We start from the raw sequence: 17,682 nt of genomic DNA on the forward strand, positions 1-17,682 counted from the left end.
GGACGGCGATCTCAGCTGCGCGCCGCCCAGGCCGGCACCATCTCGCTGACCAGTCGTAGCGCCTTTTCACCGCGTGCCAGATCGCTGAGCGACATTCCATCGCGCACCTTGGCAAGTGCCCGCTTTCGGTCGATCAGCATGCCGTTCTCCAGCGGCGGCAGGCGCTGGAACAGGCGCCGCAGCAGCGACGGGCGGTAATTGCGCGACGGCGAAAAGCGCGCCGGTCGGCCGTCGAGTGAGATATGCTCGGCGATCTCGTCGATCCAGCCGGGCTGCGGACGGGCACCGGGCTCGATCAGCAGCAACCATTCGCCACGGGCCGCCAGAAGCACGTCGCGCAGCTCTTCGTCCGCATGATAGCGGCATCCGGCCGCATCGGCGATCCGCGCCGAAGCATCCTTCGCGCCGCGATCGAGGACTGCCACATCGCCGACTAGTCCTTCCACGGCGCCAGCCACGAGCACAGACAGGGTCTGGGCCAGTTCGGTCTCCTGGTCGCGACATTCGATGATCACCGTGAGCATGCCGCATGCTTACCGCATCGCAACAGCAATATCCACAGCTCCCGCGCCTCGGCATTTTGTTCTTGCATTGTTCTCTTTTCGCGGCTAGGAATCGTGTCGGGTTGGACGCGACGTCCAGCGCAGGAGTTCCCACATGATTGAGATGTCTCAGTTGCGGCAGGGCGCATTTGCGCCTGCCCATACGGCCGATATTGCCGATGCGCTGGTGGAAACATCCGGCCTGCGGGTAGACGTCGATCGCCGCCGCGGACGTGGTGCCGGGCTCAACCCCAGTGGACGCTTCGAGGACCAGCGTCGCGAAGGGTTTGACGACGGTTGGCAGACGCTGGAGGATCTCGAGCCGTTCAAGACCGAGGTGCAGATCGAGAAGCCGCGCACCGCGATCACCCGCAACGAATCTCCCGATATTCCCTTCGACCGCTCGATCAATCCCTATCGCGGCTGCGAGCATGGCTGCATCTATTGTTTTGCCCGGCCGACCCACAGCTATATGGGGCTGTCCGCAGGCCTGGATTTCGAAGCCAAGCTGTTTGCCAAGCCCGATGCGCCGCGGCTTCTCGAACGCGAACTGAGCAAGGACGGCTACAAGGTTCGGACGATCGCCATCGGCACCAATACCGACCCTTATCAGCCGATCGAGAAGGAGTGGCGGGTGATGCGGCAGCTGCTGGAGGTGCTCGCCAAGGCGAACCATCCGGTGATGATCGTCACCAAGTCGGCACTGGTCATGCGCGACATAGATATTCTGGGGCCGATGGCTGCCAAGGGGCTGGCCAAGGTGGCGCTGTCGGTGACGACGCTCGACCGCAAGCTTGCCCGCTCGATGGAACCGCGCGCATCGACGCCGGCGCTGCGGCTGGAGGCCGTAAAGGCGCTGACCGATGCCGGCATTCCGACCAGCGTGCTGGTGGCTCCCGTCATCCCGGCGCTCAACGACCACGAGATGGAGCGGATCCTCGACGCCGCCAAGGCGGCGGGTGCCACGGAAGCGAGCTACGTGCTGCTGCGGCTGCCGCTCGAGGTCAGCCCGCTGTTTCGCGACTGGCTGCTGCGCAACTATCCGGATCGCTACCGGCACGTGATGTCGCTGGTGCGCTCGATGCGCGGCGGCAAGGATTATGACGCCGAGTTCGGCAAGCGGATGAAGGGTGCCGGTCCCTATGCCTGGCAGATTTCCCGCCGCTTCGAGCTGGCGACCAAGCGCCTGGGGCTCGGTCGGCGGGGCGTGATGCTGCGCGACGACCTGTTCGTCCGGCCGGACGGCGCCGGCGTGCAGCTGTCGCTGCTCTAGAGATCGGCCGTGGCGACAGGCGCCACGACCTGGCAGTCAGCGAGATCCTGAGCGGCATGACACCGCCTGGCAATCCCGCGCTGCTTTATCGACTTCGGAGGTTGGGCCGCGTTGATCGACGCCGGTGCGCCTCCAGAAAAGTTCCGGCACGGTCCCCACCGCCTCATCCGTGCCGGTACCCCGGACCGCCCTGTCCCCCTTGGGCGGAAAAGCGATGCCGCACTCAGCGCTTTGGCCGGGGCTTGCAGGAGATCGGGTGTGCGTGCGAATGAATGCCGCATGTTGAAACGCACGCCACCCGATTCTCCGAGCCTGTTCGATGCGCCGCCGCTGGCGCCGGATTTCAGCCTGGAGCTTGCCGCCCGTGCTGCCGGACACTGGCCGGTCGCCGGAACGGACGAAGCCGGGCGCGGACCGCTCGCCGGTCCGGTGGTGGCGGCAGCCGTCATTCTCGATCCAGACAACATTCCGGACGGCCTCAACGATTCCAAGCAGCTGACGGCCAGGCAGCGCGAGCGGCTGTTCGAGGAGATCATCACCTTTGCGCATGTATCGATTGCCAGCTCCGGACCGGCGCTGATCGATCAGCGCAACATCCTGCGGGCGAGCCTCGATGCCATGCGTCGGGCCGTTGCCGGCCTCTGCACCGCTCCGGCCTATGTGCTGACCGACGGCCGCGATATCCCGCCGGGGCTTGCCTGTGGCGCCAAGGCGGTCATCCAGGGCGATGCACGATCGGTATCGATCGCCGCTGCCTCTATCATCGCCAAGGTCACCCGCGACCGAATGATGACCCGAGCGCATCTCGTCTACCCGGCCTACGGCTTCGACAGCCATGCCGGCTATGCGACGGCGCAGCATCGCACGGCGATCGACACCACCGGCCCGTGTGGCCTGCACCGCATGAGCTTTCGGCCCCTGCGCAAGGACTGATTTCCCCTGCCCTCGACCTGGTTCAGCGCCGATGGTCGCGTGATCCCTGTTGCAAGGATTCGCCATCGCGTTGGGAAACCCCGGGCGCCAGCGTTGCTCTGACGAGCCGTCCAGGCTGATGCCTTCGACAAGCAAGGATGAGTTTGCCGACAGCCCCTCTTTCCCGTCTGCACCGCCTGATCGGCCACGGCCGCTATCCTGCAAACGCAAAAAAGGCCGGACAAGCCGGCCTTTCGAATGAGGTGAACGCTTGGAGCGATCAGTTGAGGCGGGTCTTCACCTGCGCCATCGACTTATCGAAAAGGGCGTTCTGCGTCGCGGCATCTGCCTTGGCGGCAATTACCTTCTCGGCCGCAGCGATCGCCAGATCGACGGCCGCCGAACGCACGGCACCGATCGCGTCGGTTTCCGCCTGGCGGATCTTCTGTTCCGAGAGAGCATTGCGGCGTGCAACGAATTCCTCGGTCTTCTGGCGGGCTTCTTCCGTCAGCATGGCAGCTTCGCGCTGGGCGGCGGCCAGGATATCGGCAGCCTCCGCTTCGGCTTCCTTGCGCTTGCGCTGGTATTCGGCGAGCAGCGCCTGGGCTTCCTCGCGAAGACGCTTGGCCTGATCCAGCTCGTCACGGATGTTGTCGGCGCGCTTGTCGAGCGCCTTGGTCATCATTGCCGGCACCTTGAGATAGGCAATCAGTGCCAGGAACAGCACCAGGCCGACAAGGGCGAAGAATGTTGCATCAAAAGCCATGGCGATCAGGCCTCCACTTTGGCAGCCGCAACCGCAGCCTTGACGTCATCGGCCGAGGCCTTGGGGCCGATCAGCTGGTCGACGATGGCGCTTGCGGTATCCTCGGCAATGGCACCGACTTCGGCAAAGGCGCTGGCCTTGATCTCGGCGATGCGGGCTTCGGCAGCGGCAAGCTTTTCGGCAAGCTCCGCTTCGATCGCGGCGCGGTCGGCAGAAGCCTTCGTCTTGGCTGCGTCACGTGCCGTGTCGGCGATGGTGCCGGCCTTGGCGCGGGCAGCCGCGAGTTCCTTTTCATAGGTTTCGACAGCGGCGTCGGCTTCAGCCTTGAGGCGCGATGCTTCGTCGAGATCCTGTGCGATCCGGTCGTGGCGGTGCTCGAGGATGCCACCGATGCGCGGCACGATCACCTTCTGCATGACCAGATAGAAGAGACCGAAGGTGATGACCAGCCACAGCAACTGCGACGGGTAGGTCGACTGGTCAAACGGCGGAAAAATGCCGGTGCCGTGCTCGCCAGGAGCCACACCGGTTTCCGTGTGCACGGTGCCAGCGGCTCCGTGCGTCTCGCCATTGGCCGGCGCGCCTTCCTGCGCGTATGCCGGTGTCACGAACATCATCACCTCCAGGGGTATTCGATACGAAGGATCACGGCGCGCGCGCGAAGGTGCGGCCGTGATCCCAATTCGTCAGCCGTGATTAGACGGCGAACAGCAGGAGGAGAGCAACGAGCAGCGAGAAGATGCCCAGAGCTTCCGTAACGGCGAAGCCGAATACCAGACGGCCGAACTGGCTGTCAGCAGCCGACGGGTTGCGCAGGGCGCCCGACAGGTAGTTGCCGAAGATGTTGCCGAGGCCGAGGGCCGTGCCGGCCATGCCAAAGCAAGCCAGACCTGCGCCGATGTACTTTGCTGCTTCCGCTTCCATGTGAATGCTCCTTAGAATGGGTTGTTGCGGCGGATGACTGACGCTTCAATACGCCAATGTCGCTCCTCAGTGGCCGCCCGGATGGACTGCGTCGTTGAGGTACATGCAAGTCAGTACCGCAAAGACGTAGGCCTGCAGGAAGGCTACGAGGAATTCGAGACCGGTCAAAGCGACCGTCATGATCAGGGGCAGGATCGCGCCACCGATTCCGAGTGCGCCAAGGGTTCCAAGCGAGGCGACGAAGCCTGCGAACACCTTCAGCGTGATGTGTCCCGCCAGCATGTTGGCGAAGAGACGAACCGACAGCGAAATCGGACGGGACAGGAAGGAGATGATTTCGATCGTCACGACCAGCGGCAGAAGCACGCCCGGCACGCCCTGCGGCACAAATACCTTCAGGAAGCTGAAGCCGTGCTTGTAGAAGCCGTAGACGAGAACCGTGCCGATGACGAGCAGCGCCAGCGCGAAGGTGACGATGATCTGGCTGGTGACGGTGAAGAAGTACGGGAACATGCCGAGCAGGTTGGCGGTCAGCACGAACATGAACAGCGTGAAGACCAGCGGGAAGAACTTCATGCCGTGGCTGCCGGCGCCTTCGCGCAGCATCGAGGCGATGAATTCATACGACATTTCCGCAACCGACTGCGAACGGCCGGGGATCAGGCCGCGATTGGCCGTGGAGAAGTACAGGAAGCCGGCTGCGACGGCGACGGTTGCCACCATGAACAGCGACGCATTGGTGAACGAGAAGTCCATACCAGCGATCTCAATCGGGACGATCTTCGAGATCTGGAACTGATGGGTCGGATCGTTGGCCACCGGTCTACCTTCTTTCTACCTTATACCCGCCGCGAGGACGGAAATTCCTAACCCAGGCGCTCCGCCCTTCAGTCGCCGGCCGGACCGTCACGGTCGGGCGCCTGGAGAGGCGCCGGCTTGGCGACCATGCCGACGGCACGGAGCACATTCAGTACACCGGCAGCAAATCCGAGAAGGAGAAGAATGATCATCCCCCAGGGCGCGCTGCCGGCAAAACGGTCGATCAGATAACCGAGCATGGCGCCTACTGCCACAGCCGCGATGAATTCGGAAGAGATTTTCAGGCCGAGAGCCATGCCTTTACGGCTTTCCTCGGACTGCGCCTCCCTCACTCGCTCCGCCGCCTCGCCTTTCTTGCGTCCCGCCAACTCGGCTGAAAGCTTGTTCCGGCGCTGCTCCAGACTATCTTCGCGGTCGTCCGTCATGGTCTATCCCCCGGCCCCTCGCCTGCCCGGGCCGCCCCGGCCCAAGCCTCTCTCGAAGCCCTGAAAATAGCGCCTTCCGGCCCGTTTTGAAGTCGGCCGCACCATAGTTTTGCGCGTTCGCATAGTCAAGGCACCGCGCGATGCTCATCCAGAACTAATTAAACCATGCAGGTCAAGGGGTTAGCCTGTTGAGACGCGAGCCTGCGACAGGTTTGCGCGGGAATCGCTGCGGTTCAGCTCCAGCCGCCGCCGTAGGTGCGGTAGAAGACATGCAGGCCGATGCGGCCGACCTTGTGCATGGTGCGGGCCCACTTGGGGCGCACATAGACGGCGTGATAGTGGGTGGCAGAGCCGACTTCCGGCAGCCAGATCTTGCCGGCGGTGACGGCCATTCCCACCTCGCGGGCCATGGCCCAGTGCTCTTGCGAGCGGATTCGGTCCTTGATGTTGTCGCAGGCAAACGAGAACTGGCAGCGGTTGCGCCAGTCTTCGTTCTGGTAGACGACGCCGCAGATGGTCTTCGGATAGGTGGGATTGCGGACGCGATTGAGGATCACCTGGGCGACGGCGGCCTGCCCCTTGGCCGATTCGCCGCGGGCTTCGAAATAGATGCCGGACGCCAGGCACTGCTGTTCGGCAGCGGAAAACACCTCAGCTGGCAGCGGCGTTGCGGCCCAGGCATGGTCCTCGGGGCCGATTTCGGGCACGAAGCGGCCGGCCTCGCTGTCAGCCTTGTCGTTCAGGATGGCATCGAACGGTGACTGGCGGGCAAAATCGGGTTTGGCCGGAGCATAGGCGGTCGCCAGCACATCGGCTTTCTGGTTGGTGATGAGGCTCGCCAGCATCGGCGACACGTCGCTGTCCGGGCTTGTCTCGTCGCGGCGGAAGTAGAAGGCCGCCAGTTCGACCTGCTCGTCCGGCTTCGGCGCCTTGACGAAGGCGACGCGATCGTCCTCCTCGTTCACCGGCGCCAGCAGGGAACTCTGCCGCTGCAACACGGACCCGGCGGAAAACGCCTTGGGCGGCTGCATCGGCTCGACCGCCATGACACGGCCGCGCTTGCCGTCGCGGTTGACGCGGGCTTCGTCCGGCGACTGATCTTCGTTCTTCTGCGGCGGCGTGAAGGCGATCTTGCGGCCGTCGGGCAGCGTCATGCCGGCACCGGCAACCAGTCGGGCCTCGCCGGCGGGAAACGCCAGTTCGGCCGCGTGCAGCGAGCCTGCCGGAGAATTGGTCATCACCATCCGCCACTGCGTGCCGGCCCGGTCGAAGCCGGCCAGCAGGTCCGCCAGATCGCCCTGGGCGGGGATGGTGGGAAAGACAAGCCATGCGGCAAGGCCGAAGATGGCCGGGGACGCCCACTGGTCCATCAAGGCCAGGGGCTTACGCTGAATGATCTTCGAACGCACAACCGCAACTCCACACGCACACATCGTTGGAGCAAACAATCTAATATTAACCTAAATGGACGGTTAACGCGGCGGCGCCAACCGTCCCTGGTCGAGGTGCTCGCCGCGCTTTGCGGGCGTCAGATGATGACGTGCGAACCGAGTTCGACGACGCGGTTGGCCGGCAGGTGGAAGTAGTCCGACGGGTCGATGGCAGCGTTCGCAAGGCCGATGAACAGCCGGTCCTGCCACATCGGCATGCCGGATTCAGCATCCGGCACCAGCTTGCGGCGGCCGAGGTAGAAGGAGGTCGACATGATGTCGAACTTCACGCCGCATTTGCGCAGGTAGCCCAGCGCCTGCGAGACGTTCTGCGACTGCATGAAGCCGAAGCGCAGCTCGATCAGCGTGAAGCGGTCTGTCAGCTTGGTGATCGTGAACGAGTTCTCCACCGACACCCGCGGCTTGTTGACGGTGCGGATGGTCAGGATGACGTTCTTCTCGTGCAGCACGTGATTGTGCTTGATGTTGTGCATCAGCGCTGCCGGCGCCGATTCCGGGTCGCTGGTGAGGAAGATCGCGGTGCCGGAGACGTTGACCGGGGCATGGGCGCTCTTGCGGTCGATCGATTTCTCGATGGAGGTGGCGAACGTCGACAGCGGCACGTCGATGCGGCGGGTCTTTTCGGCGAGAATGCCGGTGCCACGCCGCCAGGTCCACATGATCACGGTAAAGGCGATCGCCATCATGACCGGCACGTAGCCGCCGTCGTGGATCTTCAACAGGTTGGCGCCGAGGAAGACGAGTTCGAGCAGCAGCAGCGGCGCGAGCACGACGAGCGCGACGCCGCGCGGCCAGCGCCAGCGCGAACGGGCAAATTCGTAGGCCATCAGCGTGGTGACGACCATCGCCCCGGTGACCGAGATCCCGTAGGCGGTCGCCAGCGCATCGGAGCTTTCGAAGCCGAGCACCAGCGCCAGTACGCCGACGAGCAGCAGCGTGTTGACGGCCGGCAGGAAGATCTGCCCGGTATTGGTCTCGGAGGTGAAGAGGATCTCCATGCGCGGCAGGTAGCCGAGATGGATCGCCTGGCGGACCAGCGAGAAGGCGCCGGTGATGACCGCCTGGCTTGCGATGATCGTCGCGGCGGTTGCCAGCAGCACCATCGGCAGCAGCGCCCAGGACGGAAACATCAGGAAGAATGGGTTGCCCATGGCCTCCGGGTGCTTGAGGACGAGCGCCCCCTGGCCAAGATAGTTGAGCGTCAGCGCCGGGAAGACGACGACCAGCCAGGCCCACTGGATCGGCCGGCGGCCGAAATGGCCGAGGTCGGCATAGAGCGCCTCGGCACCGGTGACCGTCAGGAAGACCGCCCCGAGCACGACGATGCCGACATACTGCTCCTGGATCAGGAAGTTGACGGCATACATCGGGTTGAAGGCGAGGAAGATCGACGGATCGTCGAAGATGTGGGCGACGCCTGCCGCCCCCATGGCAAGGAACCAGACGGCGGTGATCGGCCCGAAGAAGCGGGCAACGAGCCCGGTGCCCTGCGACTGGATGGCGAACAGCCCGATGAGGATGACGATGGAGATCGGCAGGATCGCATCGTCCAGGGCGGGGGTGACGAGCTTCAGGCCCTCGACCGCCGACAGCACCGAAAGCGCCGGCGTGATCATCGCGTCGCCGAGAAACAGCGCAGCGCCGATCAGGCCGAGAAACATCAGGATCTTGCGGTTGCCGCGCGCGCTCTTCATCAGCATTGCGAGCAGCGACAGCGTGCCGCCCTCGCCGTCGTTATCGGCGCGCAGCAGGAAGAGCACGTATTTGAGCGTGACGATGATCGTCAGGGTCCAGATCATCAGCGAGATGATGCCGATGATCTCCGCCTGGGTGACGCCATCGGAGGCGACGGGCCGCAGGGCCTCGCGGAACGCGTAGAGCGGACTCGTGCCGATATCGCCGTAGACGACGCCGACCGATCCGAGAGCCAAGCCGAGAAACTGCTTCAGGCTGCGCGTATCTTCAACCTGTTCTTCATGTGCGTGCGACATCCGGTGATCTGGCCTTTTAGAGCCAGCCTTTCCAGCGGAAGAAAAAGAAGGGGACCACGGCCGACAGGATCATGACGCAGAGCGCCAGCGGATAACCGAGGGTCCAGCCGAGTTCCGGCATATGGGCGAAGTTCATGCCATAGATGGATGCAACGAGCGTCGGCGGCAGGAAGACGACGGAGGCGATCGAGAAGATCTTGATGATGGCGTTCTGCTCGACATTGATGAGGCCGAGCGAGGCGTCGAGCAGGAACGAGATGTTGGCAGCGACGAAGCCGGCATGTTCGGACAGCGTTGCGATATCGCGAGCCACCGTGCTGCACAGGCTGCTCAAGCCGGGGTCGCAGGTGATCGCCTGCGTATTCATCAGGAAGGTCAGCATCCGCGACAGCGATCCCAGGCTGTCGCGCACCTTGCCGATCAGCCGGTGACACTCGGCGATATCCGCCAGCTTGGCTTCCAGGAACTTCGGCGGACGACGGGTCTCGCGGTCGCGGAAGATGTCGGTGGACAGATGATCGATGCGGGCGATCGCCTGCTCGAGGATTTCCGCCGTGCGATCGGCGATGGTCTCCAGCAGATGGGCAAGCAGCGAGCGGCCATTGCCGTTGTCTTCCGGCGCGCGGCCGAGCGCTGCGATGAACAGGCCGAACGACTTCGGATCCGCATAGCGAACCGTCAGCAGCCGATCGTTGACGAGGATGAAGGCGACATCGGTCAGCCGCGGTGTATTGCTTTCGGCGCGCCACACGAGCGAGGCGGTCATGAACACCGAGCCGTGCTCGACATAGAGCCGGCTCGACGGCTCGATATCCTTCAGCTCGTCGCGGGTGGGCACGTCGATCCCCAGCAGGCTTTCGACGTAATGGTCTTCGTCCGGGCTCGGATCGATGAGGTCGATCCAGACGATGTCATCAGGCAAATGGGTCAGGGATGCGGCCGGCGTCAGAGCCGTTACCGAGCCGTTGGAGCGATAGGCATTGATCAATCTACGTCTCCGCGCCGGCGCCCGACTTACCGGCACATTTGAACGCCAAGGCTACAGTTCAGTTCCCTCGTCCAAGCGAGGAGCGCCTATAAGACCAGTAACGTCAGAAAGCAAGCGGAGCCTTCGGGCGACACGGGAAGCGGTTAATCAAAGACAATGCTTGGAGCGGCTCTTTGCTTGCGTCCCGTCAATTCTTCCCACACCTTGGCGGCGATCTCGCGGTAGATGAGCGCGGACGCACTTTCGGGGTCGGAGACGACGACCGGCGTACCCGCATCGGAGCGTTCGCGGATGTCCATGGTCAGCGGTACCTCGCCGAGGAAGGGGACGCCGATCCGCTCCGCCTCGGCTTTCGCGCCGCCATGGCCGAAAATGTCGTAGCGGTTGCCGGTGTCCGGGGCGAGGAAGTAGCTCATGTTCTCGATGATGCCGAGCAGCGGCACCTCGACCTTGCGGAACATCGCGATGCCCTTGCGGGCGTCGATCAGCGCCAGATCCTGCGGGGTCGAGACAATCACTGCGCCGGCCAGAGGAACCTGCTGAGCCATCGTCAGCTGCGCATCGCCGGTGCCGGGCGGCATGTCGACGATCAGCACGTCGAGATCGCCCCAGGCCACTTCGCGCAGCATCTGCAGGATGGCCGACTGGACCATCGGTCCCCGCCAGATCATCGCCGCTTCCTCGTCCACCAGGAAGCCCATGGACATGGCCTTCAGGCCATAGTTTTCCATCGGCACGATGATCCGGTTGTCAATCTGCTGCGGGCGACCGGAAATATTCAGAAGCCGCGGCACCGAGGGGCCGTAGATGTCGGAATCCAGGATGCCGACCTTGAGGCCGTTAGCCAGCATCGCCAGCGCCAGGTTGACGGCGGTCGTCGACTTGCCGACGCCGCCCTTGCCGGAGGCCACCGCGATGATCGACTTGACGCCCGGGACGCCGACCTTTTGCGGACGGTGGCCGTGGCCCGGCGCCTGCGGAGCGCCGGCTTTGGCAGCCGGAGGCGACGGCGGGGTCTGCGGCGCGGCGCCGGCCTTGCGGTCGGCCGTCAGGGTGACTAGCGCGCCCTTGACGCCCGGCATCGCCTTGACCGAGCGTTCGGCCGCTTCACGCAAGGGTTCGAGTTCCTTCGCCCGATCGGACGGCACCGTGATCGAGAAGTAGACCTTGGAGTCGGCGATGAAAACGTCGGAGACCATGTTGCGGGAAACGATGTCGCCCTCAAGGTCGGGACCGCGGACGCGGCGCAGCGTCTCGATCACCATTTCCTTCGTTACGTCCGACGTTACCTCGGCCATGACCCATCTCCCATTGCATCAACGGCATGACGCGGGCGGCAAGCCGTCGCGCGTTTTCGGTCGGACTTATAGGTGGTGCGCGGCGGCGGGAGCAACAAGTATTAAGCCGCCGGCGGGAGCCTGCCGCGGTCTTTCGACGCGCATGGGTCCTGCCGACGGCTTTTCCGTTCAGTCGCGCCTCTTGGTGCGCTTTCAGCCCCTCTGGACCTACGGGAAGCAATGCAGGATGCATGCCAACTGTAACAAAGCCGGTTTGCAGGCTCCAATCCATAGGATTTTGGACCTTGAAGCCTCCGGATGCTGAAATCTTGTGCGGCGCAGCGAAAGAAACGGGCGAATTGGTTACTTGATCAGGCCGCGCCGCAGGGCCTTGGCAACCGCCTGAGTGCGGTTGACGGCGTCCAGTTTCTTCGTTGCCCGGTTCAGGTAATGGTTCACCGTGTGCTCGGAGAGGTCGAGTATGCTGGCTATCTCGACGCTCGTCTTGCCGGCAGCCGTCCAGTTCAGACAGTCGAACTCGCGCTGGCTGAGTGTCTCGGCGGGCTTGCTGTCGCTGGAGCCGATCATCGTCAGACGCTCGAAGACATGCATGGAGATGTACATCAGCTCCAGCGTCTGCTGGCTGGTGAGGCTGACATCGTTGCCGCAATAGCCGATCGCGCAGCGGTTTCCGGCAGGATCATGGACCGGGAAGTAGACGCAGTTGTCCATGCCGAAGCGGTTGAAGATCTCCTGCGCCGACGTATCGCCGCGTTCCTTCGCCAGTTCGCCACTGCTGAGGGCGAACGGCAGCGTCGACTGCCGCAGACGCCGCGCCACGGGGCTGTTCTGCAGCAGCTGACGCTCGTCGAAAAGAGCAAGCAGTTCGGACGGCCAGTTGGTGATAATCGTGTTGCCGGACAGCACATTGACCGTGAGAGGCGGGATCGGCAGCACCATGAAAGCGCGAAAGCCATAGGCATCGGAGAGCCGGCGCATGAAGCGGAAGATATCAAAGTGGGTATCGAGACGAGCGATTTCGGCAACGGATTCGGACAGCCGCAGACGGGTGTCCCTGAAGGTATGCAAGTCCATGCTGTTCGATCAATCAATTGACGGCGGCAACGCCTCCCGCATCAACCCGCGACGTCTCCGGAAAGCCCGCCTTCGAGCTCGTTAAGCGGAGACAATATCAGCTTTCGATGTCGTTGCCTGCTGTGCGAAACCCTCCCTCACAATTGACAGTCGTCAGACAACCTATCTAGCGGCGTGGGCCCAGTCCGCATTCCACATCCCGGCTGATTGCGGCGGCGGCGGTACGCAACGGCACCGACCAGGCCTGCAACTGCGCGCCGTCGGCGCGGAAGGCCGGCGCGGTGACCGAGACGCCGCCGACGAAGCCTTGTGCGTCGACGCGGATGGATGCCGCGACGCAACGGATGCCCGGCTGATGCTCCTCCCAATCCAGGGCATAGCCGCGGCTGGCGGTTTCCTCGATAGCGGCGTTCAGTCCCGCGGCATCGGCCAGAGTCTCCGGCGTAAAGCTGCGGAACGTCAGCCGGTCAATGAGCTCGGCACGAACGTCGGGATCCAGGCTGGCGAGCGCCGCCTTGCCGACGCCGGTGCAATAGATCGGCGCGTTGTTGCCGACCTGCGAGTGCATGCGCACCGCCTGGCGACTTTCGAGCTTGTCGAGATAGACGACGTCGACGCCCCGCAGGACGCCGAAATGAATGGTCTCGCCGGTCATCTCCTGCAGCCGGTGCAGATGCGGTTCGGCAATCTGGCGCACCGAATTGCGCGACCAGGCCTTGGAGGCAAAGGCGAGCAGCCGAAGGCCCGGCGAGTAGCTGCCATCCGGCGCCACGTCGAGCAGCCCCTCCGCCACGAGATGGCGCAACTGGCGATGCAGGCTGCCCCGCGGCTGGCCGGCGATCCGCAGCAGGTCGCCGAAGCGCAGCGGCTGGTCGGCGCCAGCCACCAGATCGAGCACCGCAATCGCCTTGCCGAGGGTTCCCGTGCCGGCGACGCTGTCTTTTTCGTCGCTTCGCGCAACCGGAACGGAACCGGGTTCGGCATGTTGGGTGGGGCCGGAGCCGGCGCTCGAAGGGGGTGACATGCGGTGCGCCTTCGCGTGCGAGACCTTGACAGCGCGCCACGATACGGCGTCTATTCCAGATAGTCAAACTGAGTTCCACATATTGGAACTAGCGGAAATTCCATGAGCGATCACAGCAGCTTTAACTTCGCCGATCTTGCAGACCGCGGCGTGCTGATCACCGGCGGCGGATCCGGTATCGGCGCTGCCTTTACCCGGGCCTTTGCCCTGCAGGGCGCCAAGGTGGCGTTCATCGACGTCGCCGACGAGCCGAGCCTGGCGCTGGTCGAGGACCTCTCCGCCACCGCCCGCCATCCCGTTCATTACCTGAAGGCAGACCTCAAGCAGACGAGCGCCGTTCGCGCGGCAGTCGAGGAGGCCGCGAACCGGCTGGGCGGTCTCGGCGTGCTCGTCAACAATGCCGGCTGGGACGATCGACACGAGCTTCTCGAGGTCACCGAAGAGTACTGGGACGACAACCAGGCGATCAATCTGAAGCAGATGTTCTTTGCCGCGCAGGCGGCAGCCCCGCATCTGACCCGCGACGGCAACGGCGCGATCGTCAACCTGTCGTCGATCTCGTTCATGCTCAACAGTGGCAGCATGCCGAGCTATACGACGGCAAAGGCCGCCGTTCTCGGCCTCACCAAAAGCCTCGCGGGGAAGCTCGGCCCGGACAACGTCCGCGTCAACGCCATCCTGCCCGGCATGGTGGTGACGGAGCGGCAGAAGCGCTTGTGGCTCACCGACGAAAGCATGCGCGCGATGATCGACCGGCAATGCCTGAAACGCAGCCTGAGCGCCGAGGACATGGTCGGGCCTTGCCTGTTTCTCGCGTCGCGCGCCTCGGCCGGCATGACGGCACAATGGATAACTGTCGATGGAGGAGTACTTTGATGGCGCAGCCCGCCTACGTCGCCGTGGACTGGGGAACCTCCAGCTTCAGGCTATGGCTCATGGATGCCGAGAATGCGGTGCTCGCCGAAAGGCGCAGCGGCGAAGGCATGACGAGCGCCGCCGGCATCGGCTTCGGCGCGGTTCTCGACGCGCATCTGGCGGCCGTTTCGGCGCCTGACACGCTCCCCGTCGTCATCTGCGGCATGGCCGGGGCGCGCCAGGGCTGGGTCGAGGCCGGCTATATCGACGTGCCGGCACAGCTGTCGGCGGTCGCCCAAGGGGCGGTCCGCGTTCCCGGCGTCGCGCGCGACATCCGCATCCTGCCGGGCATCGCCCAGCGGAGCGTCGACACGCCAGACGTCATGCGCGGCGAGGAGACCCAGCTGCTCGGCTCGTTGTCGGACAGCGCCGCCGGCGAAAACCTGGTATGCATGCCCGGCACCCATTCGAAATGGGTGGCCGTTTCCGGATCGACCGTCACCAGCTTCTCCTCGTTCATGACCGGCGAAGTCTTCGACGTCCTGTCGAAGCAGTCGATCCTGAAGCACGCCGTCGACGGCGCCGAACCTTTCGACGGCAGCCATCCCGCCTTCCGGGCCGCCGTCAAGGCCGCCTGTGCCCGGCCGGCGATGATCAGCAACCTCATTTTCACTGCCCGCTCGGGCCAGCTTCTGCACGGGCTCGATGCCACCGGCGCGGCGGCACGGCTGTCAGGCATCCTGATCGGCACCGAGATCGCCGGCGGCCTGACCATGGCCGACCGGAGCGCGACGATCCGGCTGGTGGCTTCCGGACGGCTGCAGGGCCTTTATGAGGCCGCGCTCGAGACGGCAGGGCTTGCCTTCGAGACGGTGGACGCCGATCTTGCCGTTCGACAGGGGCTTGCGACGGCAGCCCATTCCCTTTTCTTCAGCACTGCGAAAGCCACGCCATGACCCGCATCCCCTTCCCCACCATGCAGCGGCCGCTGGTCGCCATCCTGCGCGGCCTGAAGCCCGAGGAAACGCAGGCCGTCGTCGGCGGCCTGATCGAGACCGGCTTTACCGCGATCGAGATCCCGCTGAATTCGCCCGACCCGTTCCGCTCGATCGAGATCGCCGCGAAGATGGCGCCGGACAATTGCCTGATCGGCGCCGGTACGGTGCTGACGGTCGAAAACGTTGCCTCGCTGGAAGCGGCGGGGGGTCGGCTGATGGTCAGCCCCAACGTCGAGCCGGCGGTCATCGAAGCGGCCGCCGCCAAGGGCATGGTCACCCTTCCCGGCTGCTTTACCGCCACCGAAGCGCTTGCCGCGGCGCGCGCCGGCGCAACCGGCCTCAAGTTCTTCCCCGCCAATGCACTGGGTGCCGCCGGCATCAACGCCATTCGGGCGGTGCTGCCGAAGGATCTCGTGATCGCTGCGGTCGGCGGCGTCTCGGAAGTCAACTTCGAGGAATATGTCAAAGGCGGCATCACCGCCTTCGGTCTTGGCTCCAGCCTCTACAAGCCAGGCATGAGCGCTGCCGACGTTACTGAGCGTGCGCGCATCACGATTACCGCCTACGACCGCGCCACGGGAGCGGCGGCATGACGGAGACGGTTGCTTTTCAGGGCAGCGTGCTGTCCTCGACGGCTTGCGAGCTCGGTGAAGGGCCGACCTACGACCCGCAGACCGACACGGTCTGGTGGTTCAACATCCTGGGGCGGGAACTGCATGAGCTTTCGGTCTCCACCGGCGACGTCAAGGTGCATGCGCTGCCGTTCAAGGCGAGCGTTCTCGCACGCATCGACGGCGACCGACAGCTCATGGCATCCGACCAGGGGCTGATGATCCGCGACAGCCGGACCGGAGCCTTCGAGCGATACCTGGAGCTTGAGCCTGCCCATATGGGCAACCGCTCCAACGACGGGCGCGTCCACCCCTCGGGCGCGCTGTGGCTGGGCACGATGGGGCTGAAGGCGCAGACCGGGGCCGGCTCGATCTACCACGTCGCGAAAGGCAGCGTGACGCGCATCGTCACCGGCGTCAGCATCCCCAACGCCATCTGCTTCTCGCCCGACGGCAAGGCCGGCTACTACACCGATACCGCGGTGAACCGGATCATGCGCCTGCCGCTCGACCCGGCGACCGGGCTTCCGACGGGCGACGCCGCCCTGTTCCTCGATACCAGCGACCGACCGGGCGGTGCCGATGGCGCGGTCTGCGATGCCGATGGGGCGATCTGGAACGCCCGCTGGGGGGAAGGCGCCGTCGATCGCTACGATGCCGACGGACGTCATCTGGCGCGCTACCAGGTCCCGGCAAAGCGCACCACATGCCCGGCCTTCTTTGGCGCCGGCGGACGCCGGATGCTGGTAACGACCGCCTTCGAGGGCGCGAGCGACAAGGAGCGCGCCGAGGATCCGCAGGCCGGGTTCACCTTCGATCTCGGCATCGACGTTGCCGGTCGGCTGGAGCCTTGCTTCGTGCTCTAGACGAAAGAGCGGCTGACGAAAATCGCGGCAAACGCGTTGTGATAGGTGAAAATGCTTTGGCATTTTTGCCTATTTTTTTCACAAATGCCTTAGGAACCATCCTTGTCGACCCGCATTGTCTCAACGGAACCGGTGCGGTGGCGGTCCTAAAAAGACCCGCAGCCGCGCTTCCGAAAGACACGAGACAAGAAGGTAGATTCGTTATGAAGAAGACACTGAGCACTATGGCAGCAGCTGCAGTTCTGATGGCTTCCACGGCGATCGCGCCGGCGTTTGCACAGACCAATAATGCCGCTCCGGCGACCCCGGCCACGCCGGGCGCACAGACCGACACGGTTACGCCGCCCGCCTCCGGCTCGATGGGTTCGCAGTCGGGTGCCGCAACGATGGGCGCCGCCTCGGGTGAATACCTGACGCAGCAGAGCGAAACCCAGATGAGCGCCAACGACTATATCGGCAAGGCCATCTACAACGGCGAAAACAACAGCATCGGTGACGTCAACGACATCATCATCGAGCAGAACGGCGGTATCGCCGCTGTTGTGGTCGGCGTAGGCGGCTTCCTCGGCATTGGCGAAAAGAACGTCGCCCTGCCGATGAGCAAGGTCACCATGAGCCGCGATGCGGAAAACCAGGACGTCCGCCTGACGACGACCGAAACCGCCGAAGCCTTGAAGTCCGCTCCGGAATTCCAGACGCTGGACGACCAGCAGGCTGCTGCTCGCTCGAACGGTGCGACCGACGGCACGACCACGTCGTCGACCACCGGCGCTGGTACGACAGCTCCGGCCGGCAGCGCAACGACCCCGTCGACGCAGGCCAAGCCGTAAGCTAGCCGCTGGAACGAGGGACGCGCTGTCGTCTC

General features: G+C 64.4%; 19 protein-coding genes. 7 read left to right on the top strand and 12 right to left on the bottom strand.

Annotation, left to right across the window (positions count from 1 at the left end):
- Positions 1 to 11 precede the first annotated feature (11 nt).
- Positions 12 to 524, bottom strand: a complete 513-nt coding sequence (locus tag AAIH46_RS10425) for a glycosyl transferase (protein WP_430305790.1) — start codon at positions 522 to 524, stop codon at positions 12 to 14.
- Between the two features lie 133 nt (positions 525 to 657).
- Between AAIH46_RS10425 and AAIH46_RS10430 the strand changes: the two genes are divergently transcribed.
- Together AAIH46_RS10430 and AAIH46_RS10435 are read left to right on the top strand one after the other, a co-directional pair.
- A complete protein-coding gene (locus AAIH46_RS10430; RefSeq protein ID WP_430305791.1) occupies positions 658 to 1,815 on the top strand; it encodes a PA0069 family radical SAM protein in 1,158 nt (385 codons plus the stop codon).
- A gap of 279 nt (positions 1,816 to 2,094) precedes the next feature.
- The gene (locus tag AAIH46_RS10435; protein ID WP_430305792.1) at positions 2,095 to 2,748 is read left to right on the top strand and encodes a ribonuclease HII; all 654 of its coding nucleotides are present in this window, start codon (positions 2,095 to 2,097) and stop codon (positions 2,746 to 2,748) included.
- A 259-nt stretch (positions 2,749 to 3,007) separates the two neighbouring features.
- Here AAIH46_RS10435 and AAIH46_RS10440 read toward each other — a convergent pair whose 3' ends face one another.
- The 11 genes from AAIH46_RS10440 to AAIH46_RS10490 all read right to left on the bottom strand — a co-directional run bounded on the left by AAIH46_RS10440 (position 3,008) and on the right by AAIH46_RS10490 (position 13,487).
- Entirely contained in the window at positions 3,008 to 3,493 is a 486-nt protein-coding gene (locus AAIH46_RS10440; protein ID WP_430305793.1) for a F0F1 ATP synthase subunit B, read from the bottom strand.
- Between the two features lie 5 nt (positions 3,494 to 3,498).
- Positions 3,499 to 4,110 carry a F0F1 ATP synthase subunit B gene (locus AAIH46_RS10445; protein ID WP_430305794.1) on the bottom strand — a complete coding sequence of 204 codons (612 nt, stop codon included), beginning with the start codon at positions 4,108 to 4,110 and terminating at the stop codon, positions 3,499 to 3,501.
- A gap of 79 nt (positions 4,111 to 4,189) precedes the next feature.
- Positions 4,190 to 4,417 (bottom strand): F0F1 ATP synthase subunit C, encoded by a 228-nt coding sequence (locus tag AAIH46_RS10450; RefSeq protein WP_088680620.1) that lies wholly within the window; start codon positions 4,415 to 4,417, stop codon positions 4,190 to 4,192.
- Positions 4,418 to 4,483: 66 nt separating this feature from the next.
- Positions 4,484 to 5,236, bottom strand: a complete 753-nt coding sequence (locus AAIH46_RS10455; protein WP_430305795.1) for a F0F1 ATP synthase subunit A — start codon at positions 5,234 to 5,236, stop codon at positions 4,484 to 4,486.
- 68 nt (positions 5,237 to 5,304) lie between these two features.
- Positions 5,305 to 5,661 carry an AtpZ/AtpI family protein gene (locus tag AAIH46_RS10460; RefSeq protein WP_430305796.1) on the bottom strand — a complete coding sequence of 119 codons (357 nt, stop codon included), beginning with the start codon at positions 5,659 to 5,661 and terminating at the stop codon, positions 5,305 to 5,307.
- 233 nt (positions 5,662 to 5,894) lie between these two features.
- Positions 5,895 to 7,094 (bottom strand): cell wall hydrolase, encoded by a 1,200-nt coding sequence (locus AAIH46_RS10465; protein ID WP_430305797.1) that lies wholly within the window; start codon positions 7,092 to 7,094, stop codon positions 5,895 to 5,897.
- Between the two features lie 95 nt (positions 7,095 to 7,189).
- Positions 7,190 to 9,103: a potassium transporter Kup gene (locus AAIH46_RS10470; RefSeq protein ID WP_430305798.1), complete on the bottom strand. Its 1,914-nt coding sequence runs from the start codon at positions 9,101 to 9,103 to the stop codon at positions 7,190 to 7,192.
- Positions 9,104 to 9,119: 16 nt separating this feature from the next.
- Positions 9,120 to 10,091 carry a magnesium transporter CorA family protein gene (locus AAIH46_RS10475; protein ID WP_430305799.1) on the bottom strand — a complete coding sequence of 324 codons (972 nt, stop codon included), beginning with the start codon at positions 10,089 to 10,091 and terminating at the stop codon, positions 9,120 to 9,122.
- A gap of 143 nt (positions 10,092 to 10,234) precedes the next feature.
- Positions 10,235 to 11,389 carry an iron-sulfur cluster carrier protein ApbC gene (gene apbC / locus AAIH46_RS10480; protein ID WP_430305800.1) on the bottom strand — a complete coding sequence of 385 codons (1,155 nt, stop codon included), beginning with the start codon at positions 11,387 to 11,389 and terminating at the stop codon, positions 10,235 to 10,237.
- A gap of 342 nt (positions 11,390 to 11,731) precedes the next feature.
- A complete protein-coding gene (locus AAIH46_RS10485) occupies positions 11,732 to 12,463 on the bottom strand; it encodes a helix-turn-helix transcriptional regulator (RefSeq protein WP_430305801.1) in 732 nt (243 codons plus the stop codon).
- Between the two features lie 166 nt (positions 12,464 to 12,629).
- Entirely contained in the window at positions 12,630 to 13,487 is an 858-nt protein-coding gene (locus AAIH46_RS10490; protein WP_430305802.1) for an IclR family transcriptional regulator, read from the bottom strand.
- A gap of 102 nt (positions 13,488 to 13,589) precedes the next feature.
- Between AAIH46_RS10490 and AAIH46_RS10495 the strand changes: the two genes are divergently transcribed.
- The 5 genes from AAIH46_RS10495 to AAIH46_RS10515 all read left to right on the top strand — a co-directional run bounded on the left by AAIH46_RS10495 (position 13,590) and on the right by AAIH46_RS10515 (position 17,647).
- Positions 13,590 to 14,363: an SDR family NAD(P)-dependent oxidoreductase gene (locus AAIH46_RS10495; protein WP_430305803.1), complete on the top strand. Its 774-nt coding sequence runs from the start codon at positions 13,590 to 13,592 to the stop codon at positions 14,361 to 14,363.
- Positions 14,363 to 15,298: a 2-dehydro-3-deoxygalactonokinase gene (locus tag AAIH46_RS10500; protein WP_430305804.1), complete on the top strand. Its 936-nt coding sequence runs from the start codon at positions 14,363 to 14,365 to the stop codon at positions 15,296 to 15,298. Before AAIH46_RS10495 ends, AAIH46_RS10500 begins: the two co-directional genes overlap by 1 nt.
- The gene (locus AAIH46_RS10505) at positions 15,295 to 15,933 is read left to right on the top strand and encodes a 2-dehydro-3-deoxy-6-phosphogalactonate aldolase (RefSeq protein WP_430305805.1); all 639 of its coding nucleotides are present in this window, start codon (positions 15,295 to 15,297) and stop codon (positions 15,931 to 15,933) included. Before AAIH46_RS10500 ends, AAIH46_RS10505 begins: the two co-directional genes overlap by 4 nt.
- Entirely contained in the window at positions 15,930 to 16,817 is an 888-nt protein-coding gene (locus AAIH46_RS10510; RefSeq protein WP_430305806.1) for an SMP-30/gluconolactonase/LRE family protein, read from the top strand. The genes AAIH46_RS10505 and AAIH46_RS10510 overlap by 4 nt, the downstream gene beginning before the upstream one ends.
- A gap of 203 nt (positions 16,818 to 17,020) precedes the next feature.
- On the top strand, positions 17,021 to 17,647 hold the full coding sequence (locus tag AAIH46_RS10515; RefSeq protein ID WP_430305807.1) for a PRC-barrel domain-containing protein: 627 nt from the start codon (positions 17,021 to 17,023) through the stop codon (positions 17,645 to 17,647).
- Positions 17,648 to 17,682 lie beyond the last annotated feature (35 nt).

Origin of the sequence: Rhizobium sp. 0TCS1.26, assembly GCF_050455525.1 — a bacterium.
Taxonomy (GTDB): Bacteria; Pseudomonadota; Alphaproteobacteria; order Rhizobiales; family Rhizobiaceae; genus Neorhizobium.

Bases quoted from the DNA above. Each gene is read 5' to 3' on its own strand.
- AAIH46_RS10425 (WP_430305790.1), bottom strand. From the start codon at position 524: ATGCTCACGGTGATCATCGAATGTCGCGACCAGGAGACCGAACTGGCC.
- AAIH46_RS10430 (WP_430305791.1), top strand. From the start codon at position 658: ATGATTGAGATGTCTCAGTTGCGGCAGGGCGCATTTGCGCCTGCCCAT.
- AAIH46_RS10435 (WP_430305792.1), top strand. From the start codon at position 2,095: ATGTTGAAACGCACGCCACCCGATTCTCCGAGCCTGTTCGATGCGCCG.
- AAIH46_RS10440 (WP_430305793.1), bottom strand. From the start codon at position 3,493: ATGGCTTTTGATGCAACATTCTTCGCCCTTGTCGGCCTGGTGCTGTTC.
- AAIH46_RS10445 (WP_430305794.1), bottom strand. From the start codon at position 4,110: ATGATGTTCGTGACACCGGCATACGCGCAGGAAGGCGCGCCGGCCAAT.
- AAIH46_RS10450 (WP_088680620.1), bottom strand. From the start codon at position 4,417: ATGGAAGCGGAAGCAGCAAAGTACATCGGCGCAGGTCTGGCTTGCTTT.
- AAIH46_RS10460 (WP_430305796.1), bottom strand. From the start codon at position 5,661: ATGACGGACGACCGCGAAGATAGTCTGGAGCAGCGCCGGAACAAGCTT.
- AAIH46_RS10465 (WP_430305797.1), bottom strand. From the start codon at position 7,094: ATGTGTGCGTGTGGAGTTGCGGTTGTGCGTTCGAAGATCATTCAGCGT.
- AAIH46_RS10470 (WP_430305798.1), bottom strand. From the start codon at position 9,103: ATGTCGCACGCACATGAAGAACAGGTTGAAGATACGCGCAGCCTGAAG.
- apbC (WP_430305800.1), bottom strand. From the start codon at position 11,389: ATGGCCGAGGTAACGTCGGACGTAACGAAGGAAATGGTGATCGAGACG.
- AAIH46_RS10485 (WP_430305801.1), bottom strand. From the start codon at position 12,463: ATGGACTTGCATACCTTCAGGGACACCCGTCTGCGGCTGTCCGAATCC.
- AAIH46_RS10490 (WP_430305802.1), bottom strand. From the start codon at position 13,487: ATGTCACCCCCTTCGAGCGCCGGCTCCGGCCCCACCCAACATGCCGAA.
- AAIH46_RS10495 (WP_430305803.1), top strand. From the start codon at position 13,590: ATGAGCGATCACAGCAGCTTTAACTTCGCCGATCTTGCAGACCGCGGC.
- AAIH46_RS10500 (WP_430305804.1), top strand. From the start codon at position 14,363: ATGGCGCAGCCCGCCTACGTCGCCGTGGACTGGGGAACCTCCAGCTTC.
- AAIH46_RS10505 (WP_430305805.1), top strand. From the start codon at position 15,295: ATGACCCGCATCCCCTTCCCCACCATGCAGCGGCCGCTGGTCGCCATC.
- AAIH46_RS10510 (WP_430305806.1), top strand. From the start codon at position 15,930: ATGACGGAGACGGTTGCTTTTCAGGGCAGCGTGCTGTCCTCGACGGCT.
- AAIH46_RS10515 (WP_430305807.1), top strand. From the start codon at position 17,021: ATGAAGAAGACACTGAGCACTATGGCAGCAGCTGCAGTTCTGATGGCT.